At 57.4% G+C, this 8,829-nt stretch carries 4 protein-coding genes and 6 pseudogenes; 6 read left to right on the top strand and 4 right to left on the bottom strand.

Annotated features, from left to right (window positions below; translation table 11 throughout):
* Nucleotides 1–217 precede the first annotated feature (217 nt).
* The 4 genes and pseudogenes from AB3X94_RS40715 to AB3X94_RS40700 all read left to right on the top strand — a co-directional run.
* Nucleotides 218–349, top strand: a pseudogene (locus AB3X94_RS40715) (IS66 family insertion sequence element accessory protein TnpB); the annotation flags it as partial.
* Nucleotides 325–678 carry an IS66 family insertion sequence element accessory protein TnpB gene (gene tnpB, locus AB3X94_RS40710; RefSeq protein ID WP_368594290.1) on the top strand — a complete coding sequence of 118 codons (354 nt, stop codon included), beginning with the start codon at nt 325–327 and terminating at the stop codon, nt 676–678. The pseudogene AB3X94_RS40715 and the gene tnpB, both read left to right, overlap by 25 nt.
* A 30-nt stretch (nt 679–708) precedes the next feature.
* Nucleotides 709–2,289 carry an IS66 family transposase gene (locus tag AB3X94_RS40705; protein WP_368594289.1) on the top strand — a complete coding sequence of 527 codons (1,581 nt, stop codon included), beginning with the start codon at nt 709–711 and terminating at the stop codon, nt 2,287–2,289.
* A 76-nt stretch (nt 2,290–2,365) separates the two neighbouring features.
* Nucleotides 2,366–2,682 (top strand): annotated as a pseudogene (locus tag AB3X94_RS40700) (transposase); the annotation flags it as partial.
* Between the two features lie 184 nt (nt 2,683–2,866).
* On the opposite strand, the pseudogene AB3X94_RS40695 reads toward AB3X94_RS40700, so the two are convergent.
* The 4 genes and pseudogenes from AB3X94_RS40695 to AB3X94_RS40680 form a co-directional block, all read right to left on the bottom strand.
* Nucleotides 2,867–3,710, bottom strand: a pseudogene (locus AB3X94_RS40695) (IS256 family transposase); the annotation flags it as partial.
* 726 nt (nt 3,711–4,436) lie between these two features.
* Nucleotides 4,437–5,291 carry a hypothetical protein gene (locus tag AB3X94_RS40690; protein WP_368594288.1) on the bottom strand — a complete coding sequence of 285 codons (855 nt, stop codon included), beginning with the start codon at nt 5,289–5,291 and terminating at the stop codon, nt 4,437–4,439.
* A 946-nt stretch (nt 5,292–6,237) separates the two neighbouring features.
* Nucleotides 6,238–6,540 (bottom strand): annotated as a pseudogene (locus AB3X94_RS40685) (IS3 family transposase); the annotation flags it as partial.
* 44 nt (nt 6,541–6,584) lie between these two features.
* Nucleotides 6,585–6,692 (bottom strand): annotated as a pseudogene (locus tag AB3X94_RS40680) (hypothetical protein); the annotation flags it as partial.
* 1,298 nt (nt 6,693–7,990) lie between these two features.
* Between AB3X94_RS40680 and AB3X94_RS40675 the strand changes: the two are divergent.
* Both AB3X94_RS40675 and AB3X94_RS40670 read left to right on the top strand, forming a co-directional pair.
* Nucleotides 7,991–8,467, top strand: a complete 477-nt coding sequence (locus AB3X94_RS40675) for a hypothetical protein (protein ID WP_368614406.1) — start codon at nt 7,991–7,993, stop codon at nt 8,465–8,467.
* Between the two features lie 194 nt (nt 8,468–8,661).
* A pseudogene (locus AB3X94_RS40670) lies at nt 8,662–8,829 on the top strand (IS5/IS1182 family transposase); the annotation flags it as partial.

The raw sequence follows: 8,829 nt of genomic DNA, 5'->3' as shown, positions 1-8,829 counted from the left end.
CGCTTGCCGACACACCGTGCCGCCGACATAGCGCAACTGCTTCCTCATCGCTGGACGCCGACCGCTGCTTGATCGTTTGATCGTTTGAGCGATCGCCCCAGTCAAGATGCCTTCCCCGGGTGCTTACTCTGCATTCGTCCCCGTCGTTTCGGCTCCGCCGGCGTTGCTCCCCGAAGAAAGCGCCTCGGCGAGAACGCCTATACCCTCACCGCCGTCCATGACGCTTGTGCTGCACGTGCGTCTGTCGAACGGTGTCGAGTTCGACATCGCGGACGCGACCATCGACGAACTGGCCACCGTGGTCCAGATGCTTGGGAGAATGCCGTGTTCCGGTTCGACGCGAATCTGAAGGTGTACCTGCATCGCGATGCCGTCGATTTCCGGTACGGCATGAACAGCCTGTCGATTCTCGTTGAGCAGTCGATGCGCCTGAACCCGATGGACTCCTCGCTTTACGTGTTTGGAAACCGTCGCCGCGACCGGGTCAAGATCCTCGGCTGGGATGGCAGCGGCTTCTGGCTCCTGACGAAACGCCTCGAGACCGATAGGTTCATGTGGCCCGACCGGAAAGCCGAGATCGTGACGATGACGCCTGATCTGTTACATGCGCTGCTCGAGGGCGATGACATCAGCACGATCCAGCGACATCCGAAGCGCGAGTATCTGCGCGTGAGCTGAACGCGTCATCGAGGTGCCGGTCTAATCCGCATGCCGGGCCAGGTCACGATCACCGCCGACGAACTGAAAGAGCTGCTCGCTGAGCGCGATGCCGCCCGTGCGCTGCGCGAAGAACAGGAGGCGCTACGCGGCGCCCTGCGGCTCGTGACAGCGGAACGCGATCTGGCCGAGGAACGGCTGCGTGCTTACCGTCGTGAACTGTTCGGCGCGAAAAGTGAAGCACGGGATTCCAATCAACCCGGGCTGTTCAACGAAGCCGAAGCACTTGGCGCGAACAGCGCGCCCGCCCTGGAAGACACTCCGGAAACGCCGGTTGCCGCACACACGCGCAAGCGGCGTGGTCACCGCAAACCGCTCGATCCCGCTCTGCTGCGTGAGGTCGTGCGCCACGAACTGCCCGAAGCCGAACGCTTCTGTACGAACGATGGCCACGCGCTCGTCGAGATCGGCGTTGAGATCAGCGAGCAGCTCGATGTAATTCCGGAGCAGCTTCGCGTGCTCCAGCACCGGCGCGTCAAATATGCGTGTCCATGCTGCGATCTCGGCATCAAGGTCACGCCAGCGCCGCCGCGTATCATCCCGCGTGGGCTGCTGAGTGAATCAGCGCTTGCGTGGATCGCTACGGGCAAGTATCAGTTCGGGATGCCACTGTACCGTCAGGCCGGACTGCTACGTCGTTTCGGCGGCGACATCTCGTCCAACACGATCGCCGCAAGCATGGTACGCGTCGGTCTGGCAACTCAGCCGGTGATCAACCTGATGCGTGATGCGCTGCTCGACGCGGATCTGGTCTACTGCGACGAGACGACATTCCAGGTCCTGAAGGAGAAGGGGCGAAAGCCTCAAACGAAGAGCTACCTCTGGTCGCAGATGACCGATTCAGGACATCCGGTCCGCTGCTTCACGTACACGCCGGGACGCGGCGCTCAGCTGGCCGACAAACTGTTCACGGGCATCCGCAAGGGCGCGGTCCTGATGACCGATGGCTATGAGCCCTATAACAGCATCGCCGACCGATACCAGCTCGTGCATCTTGGATGCTGGGTTCACTGCCGACGCTACTTCGTCAAGGCAGAAGAAAATGTGCCTAAAGCTGCGCGCTCGCCCGACCTGCTGGCCACACGCTTCATCAAGCTGATCGGAAGGTTGTTCGTCGCCGAGGCACGCAGCGCGAAATGGGAAGCCAACCGGCGGCAGCGATTGCGACGGCGATACAGTGCACGAGTGCTCGACGCCATCCGCAGTCTCATGCTCAAGCAATCCCCCGGCGTCGTGCCCAACAGCCTGCTCGGAAAGGCGCTAACTTACCTGCGCGAGCAATGGCCCAAGCTGATCCTCTACGTTGAGAACGGCAACTGGCCCATATCGAACAACGACTGTGAGAATTCGATCCGCCCGTTTGTAATTGGGCGCCGCGGCTGGCTGTTCTCGGACACGGTTGATGGCGCGACTGCGAGCGCCAATCTTTACTCTCTGGTCGAAACCTGCAAAGCCTGTCGAATCGACCCGTACCGCTACCTCCACTGGCTGTTCAGGCACATCCCTCTGGCGACCAGTGTCGACGACTACGACGCGTTTCTGCCCTGGAAAATGCCTGCTTCCCTGCGCTGAGCACACGCCACGCCTCTCGGCGATTCATGGCCCTCAACTCCACTCGCAGAGGGACGTCGATAATGGATCGCTTACGGTCAATCAGCAGACGCAGCGTTGGATTCAGGCAAGCTGTTTCGGGGCCATGCTGAGCGACCTGCGTTCCACCATCATCCAGGTTGCTCAGGACCGTCGAGGTCAACCAAGCGCGTGCATATGGCGGTGGACAGGTTGAGGCGATTACTCGCGGTACGTGTGACGCTGGGCAAGGAACAGGAGCGCGCGCAGGTCAGAGAGTTGGCGCGGCAGGTTCAGCAGGCAACGTGCCAGACGCTCAAGGTGGCGTTTGCCGACCACGGATACACTGGCGAAGAGCCCGCGCAAGCGGCACTGGACGAAGGCATTGAGCTTAAGTCATCAAGCTGCCGGAGGCAAGACGGGCTTTGTGCTGTTGCGCGCTGCTGGGTGGTCGAGCGCAGCTTCGGCGGAGGTGTCAGGTGTCAGGTGTCAGGTGTCAGGTGTCAGGTGTCAGGTGTCAGGTGTCAGGTGTCAGGTGTCAGGTGTCAGGTGTCAGGAGTTTAGTGTTCCAGCTCGCCAGATTCAGCGAATTGCGGATCAGGTGCACGATGCACGTCTGGATCTGCGCGGCCGGATAGACCGCCTCGATCGCTTCGGGAAACCCGCGCAGACCGTCGACCACCGCGATCAGGATGTCGTGCAAGCCGCGGTTCTTCAGTTCGTTGAAGACCTTCAGCCAGAACTTGGCGCCTTCGGTTTGCTCGATCCACAAACCAAGCACTTCCTTGCGGCCATCGGCCCGAATGCGCAGCGCGAGGTACACCGCCTTGTTCCTGACCGTCCCCTCGTCGCGGATCTTCAGCCGAAGTGCGTCGAAATACACGATCGGGTACATCGCCTCGAGCGGACGCTGTTGCCACTGTTCGACTTCGGCCAGCACCTCGTCGGTGACGGTCGAAATAAGGTCGGGCGAAACTTCGAGCCCGTACAACACCAGCAAGTGGCCCTAGATCTCACGCACGCTCATGCCGCGCGCGTACATGCTGACGACGTGGTCATCAAAGCCGGGCAGCCGGCGCTGATATTTGTCCACCAGCTGCGGCTCGAACGTCGCCTGCCGATCGCGCGGAATGTCCAGATTCAGTTCGCCGCTGGGCGTGATGACCGTCTTGCGGCTCGTGCCGTTGCGGTGGTTGCCGGCCTTGCCTTGCTCAGCCTCGCTCTCCAGGTGATGCGTGAGCTCCGCTGACAGCATGCGCTCAGCCAGTTGCTTCTTCAGTTGCCCGGCCAGTGCCCGATTCGCCGAGAACCGACTCGGCATCCTTGTTCTGAATCTGCGCCAGCAGTTGATCGATCAGCTCGTCGGGGAACAGCTTCGGCGCCTTCGGGTTCTTGCTCTTCTTGGTCACAGTTGCTTCGGTCATAGGACGTAATTTCCGTTATCGTCTCATGACCTCGGCACACTAAAAATCTGACAGGCTCGCTTCGGCTGGCTCAACCGTTTCCGTCGTCTGGCAAGCGACTACCAGCGGTTGCCTGCAACCCTGGCTGGTTAGCATTTCTCCGTATTCTCCCGTGCTTATGCTCGTACACTTTCCAGCCCTTAACAAAACGGTGCTGGTCGGCCGCCCACGCTAATACAGCAATTGCCAATACGATAAGCACTGTCTGCATAAGATGACCTCTTAACTGGTGATCGCGGAGATCGATGCGTGTCGTCTTTGAACAAAAGTTGTCCGTATCGAACTGAAGTAAGAGCTTTCACATTGCACCGGACGTCGACGTTCCCAAGTGGTGTACGTTCTCAACTTCCATCCTCTCTTCTCGGGAATAGAGAGATTGGTCTTTCCTGAGCCCCCAAAAACGTGAACCGCCAAAAACAAAACTCCTATCGTACGTTGGGTCGCTACGAACATCGCATTCACCATACGGTCCAAAGTGGCGTTGCGACGGAGGATAATGCAGCCCGCCGATGTCACGTGATAGCAATTCTCCTTTTGTGATCGCGCAGTGACCTTCGATTTTCGTTTAGTGTGTGGGTAGCAAAAGATCCTGCCAGACAGGGCTGGCCCATAGCAGGAGTTTACGTACAGTCATCAGCGCCGTTCCTTTCGCTGCATGTTGAACTCGGCAGCCTGCCATTGGGCTTCCTAGCCGTGCCTCTGGCAAAAGCGCGCGGAGCGCACAGCAGCACCCGTTTTCGCAAACGCGCTGAGCCGCTCGATGAGTTCCACAAAACTTGCCAAGCTTGCCGTGCGAAGTTGATAGCACGCGATACGATTGCGCTCACAGATCCACTCGAACATCTTCACCGTATCGTCGTCTATACAGTCGGCAGGGAACATGAGCATGTCCACATCCGGCAACGCGGCGGCCAGCAAACCGGCACAGTCCACCGTGTCGCTGCCGCGCGCCATCGTTCCACCTGAGGCTTCCACGAGCCACTGGATCGCAGAAAGAGATCCGGGCTGCCCTCCGACATACAGAACACGCTTGCCCTGCAATGCCGCGAGCGGATGGACCTCCCGACCCGATAAGTAGGATGAAGGATTATTCAAAACCCGCTCCATCGCACTTGCTTCCGCTTGCAACGCTCTATTCAGTACATCCATTTTGTTCAGTTGTACTCGCATTGCACGTGTGCTTTCACGTTCGGCCGCAGCGCGCTTCTCCGCGCTCTCTCGATAAATCTTATGAAGGGCGATCAGATCGTCACTTTCAGCAAGTGCTTCGCGCAGCATGAGGATTTCCCTACGCAATTCCACTTGAGTCGCCAGTTGCTCGTTCCGGCACGCAGCGAACCGTTGTTTCTCTATTACTGCATCGCGCTCTGAACTAGCGACCGGGTGTGCGGTGTCCGTAGGAATTCGTCCACGAACGGAATCCGGCGCTGCCTGTAAACAGGCGAATGCGGACCGGTTCATATGCATCGCTGTTTCGTGATGGTCCATTGCGACGGGGATCAGCGGATTATCGGCAGCGGTGTCGGCATTTTTTTTTGACAAAGCGAGAACCCCACTCGAAATTCTATTGGTGCATAACAGGCGGCTTGCATTAGCGCAGCACTTTCTATTGAATCTTGCCGTGTGTTGGCACCGACCCAGCGCTCCGCTATGAGATCGACACCTGTGCGATGGACTCTAAAGCCCATCGCACGCTGGTGATACGCTTGCGTGAATTCCTGCAATATGTCGCACTTTTGACGCGTGCCCCGGCAGATTTCCGATATTCGGAGTGTGAAAATGCACATTTGGTTTAGCCAGGTTGGTTCGCCTTTACCATTCTGTCAGCTATGTTTTCAACAACGCGATCACTCGTCCACAGCGCACTGCACAGTGCTGCTCGGTCACATCACTTCTCGGATCGCCGCTCGGTCCGATACAGCTATTTTTTCCGTCGATTCGGCGCACCCGCCATACGAAGGCGAATCCGGAACATTGAACCGACCGCTGGACGCGCGAACGCCTCGTCGCGAATGCAATTGAATATAGCGAACGCCCTATCGTGCCGGTTTGATCAGTCTCAAAGCATCAGTAGTTTGCATCGCGTTGCTTCGGCCAAAACTTGCTCAATGCCTTTGTAGTTTCGCTGACTGACGACGCAGTAGGGTCAGCAAATTGGATGCCGTTAAGGGCAGAACCACCACGACCACGGTCGTTCGCGCCCGCGCGCGGTGCCACGCCTTGTGCGCGGCACTGGCCACGATGCCAGCCGCGCTGTAGTTGCAGCAACTAGCCACCGGACTGTCACAACATCTCACTCGGTTGTTCCGCCGGCAGCGTTTTGCGGTCATCGCAAGACCGTGTCGATTATCATTCACCGTTCGCCTTGCTCCCTCCCGGAGCCTAATTTCTCCGGGGGTAATTCTTGGAGTGGCTCCTGTAATTCAGCATACGTGGGCACCGTTAGGTTGATGACGGCCGCAGCATGTCTGAACTCGCGACGCGAGGGCTATTTCAGGGCTTTGTGCGGCGCCTCTTTGTAGCGTTCAAACGCGATAGCCAGACGCGAGAGCGCCGGTTGTGCGTCAGGCTTGTCCAACGAAGCGACGTAGTCGTGCTTCATAACCTTCACGAACGATTCGGTCATGCCATTTGCTCTGCGGCGACCTCACAAGGGTGGACGACGGCTCAAGACCCAGTTGGCGAGCGAGGCTGCGCGTGCGGTGGTCGATACTGGCCAAGCCATTGACCGAGAGCCATTCGACGGCTGCGTAGCCTGTGTTGTGCCGAGGCGCTGCTCGACGGCGGCCAACTCTGATGCGGGCACAAAGCTTCACCCACACTCTCCGCCGCCAGACTTCCTTCCTGGCATTGCTTTCGGCAGCCGAACAAATGATTGGCGTTGACGCCGTGCCGATGAACCACGGCCGACACCGAAGCTCCCAGCTCCAGCGTTTCCCGCACATGGCGTTTTTTCCTGCGCCGCGCGCTGATTGCGGCGCTCTGCGCTCGGTCAAAATTTCAATGCTTTCCACGTAATGACTAGGTTTTACTGATGAGAACAAGACAATCCCTATTTAAAGAGTCCTTGCGTCCTCAGACACGCCGGCACCCGAAGGGTCGTCGCAGACACGGACGGCCATCAGGTTTGTGGAGGCTCATCGAGATTGCCGACGCCAATCGTATCGATCTTGTAGTCGCCTTCGAGACTTCCAACACCTCGCAATCTGCCTGACCAACCTCGTATTCCCACTCCGCTATGATCCCAGCCAGTTCGCGGCATGCAGATTTCAGGCTTGAATAAGTCATTCCGCCATTTGCGAGCCAGCATTTAAGACTGGATGCACTGCGCCAAGTCATGTCGGAATAGACCCAGATCGCCGACCTATTGGCTCTGGATCGGGCGATTTCCAAAGCCGATCGGCATCCTCAAGGATCCGAATGGTTCCGTGCACGTCACAGCGTTGAAATTATAGTTCTCGAAGGTCAAATTGACGTGGGCGTCAAGATCAGGATCCTTCGTCAGTTTGACATTTCGCAATAAATGGTCCCCGAGATGGGACGAAAATTATTGCCTTTTAGCCAAGTTTGATCCATTGAGAACTCTCCGACATAAACAAATATAAGATCGATTGGGGGGACCATAAAAACCGTTGTCGTTGTCGCTCAAACCGGAGGAATTTGGCGGAATCACCATCTGTCGCAAATCGTCTTCAGTCGATGTGCTTCGATGAGTGCAGGATCACGCGTTTAGGCAGAATCGCGCATTTGGCAGGCGCCGTCGGCACCGTGCGCGAGATGTCAATCTCAGCTGCATCCGAAACGAGGGATTTTGTGATGTTGCTGACGAGCACGTGTCTAACCGCGTCCGCCGACAGGCCACCACCAGATCGTCAGGCCCGGCCCGTTGCGCCGATCTGCGAAAATATGAACTCCTAGCCGATCGCACGAGAGAACGCCCAAGCCTACCCCGATTCCGGCGACATTGTCAAGGAAGGGAAAGAGGATGGCTCGCGATTATCGAGCGACTCTATTTCCGGTAGAGGTAAGCACCGTACGAGTCCTGATTCATTCCGCGGTTCGCATTGGTATCAAAAAAGCCCGTCTCTCTCACACATGAATGTTGCTGCGAGCTAACGCTGCAGGGCGCGCGGACTTCACGAGGCAATACAATGACGCAGGGGCAAGTCCGACAATCAATCTTGATCACCGGCGATTCATCCCAACATTCGTCTCGAATTGAATCTGTGGATTTTCCAAACATGCCCAACAACAAAAATCACCAGTCATTGCTGACACCAACGGCTGCAGCGCATTGCAAAGCACTCTTACTCCCTATGCCACGAAAACGGGCGTCTGATCTGGTGCTGCGAGCACGCATCGCACTTGAGCGTCTACGCAATGGCGAGCGGGACCATCCTCTGATCAACGTAGCCTTGCAGGTCACAATTATCACGAGCTTTATCACTCGGGCAGGACATGGGAAGCTTGACATCGAATTCCTTGAAAACGTTAAGCGTGACCTCGAAGATATCATCGTCGAGGCCGACAACAGCGGAAGGTGGAGCGTTCCCCGAGAGTTAATCGGTGACCTCACTGCTGTGATCAACGAGTACGACCGCCAGATCTGCGTCACCCGCATGGAGATCATAGTGCGCGCGAGTAACTACCTGGACAAGCTTTGTTCGGACAGTGATCTACGCCCACTCCGCGGGGGTGGCCGTCAGGCCGTACGGTAATCAATCGCACGTCTATCGCAAATGATGAGTCGCGGAATTAGTCGAATACCCACGCGGATGACACTGGCGATAGCCAGACTTCACCGCTGGCGATGAGCGGGAGCGCACAAATACCTAGGGAAGGTCTGCAAAAGTCCTGGCGTTGACGTCTCGGTGGACTATCCTGGGAGAAGGCAGGTTTAAGGGGTACCTCGATGACACAGCTTGGTCTTGGTCTGGATCTTTCAACGAAACTCACGCGCAAGCGGGAATTTCTCGATGAGATGAGGCGCGTTGTGCCATGGTCGAGGTTGATTGCGTTGATCGAACCGCACTATCCAAGGGGTAAGACTGGAAGGCCGCCGTTTCCTATTGCGACGATG

The organism is Paraburkholderia sp. BR10923 (assembly GCF_040948765.1).
Taxonomy (GTDB): Bacteria; Pseudomonadota; Gammaproteobacteria; order Burkholderiales; family Burkholderiaceae; genus Paraburkholderia; species Paraburkholderia youngii.
Note: the sequence above shows the minus strand (reverse complement) of the source record. Positions and strands in the feature narration are given on the sequence as shown.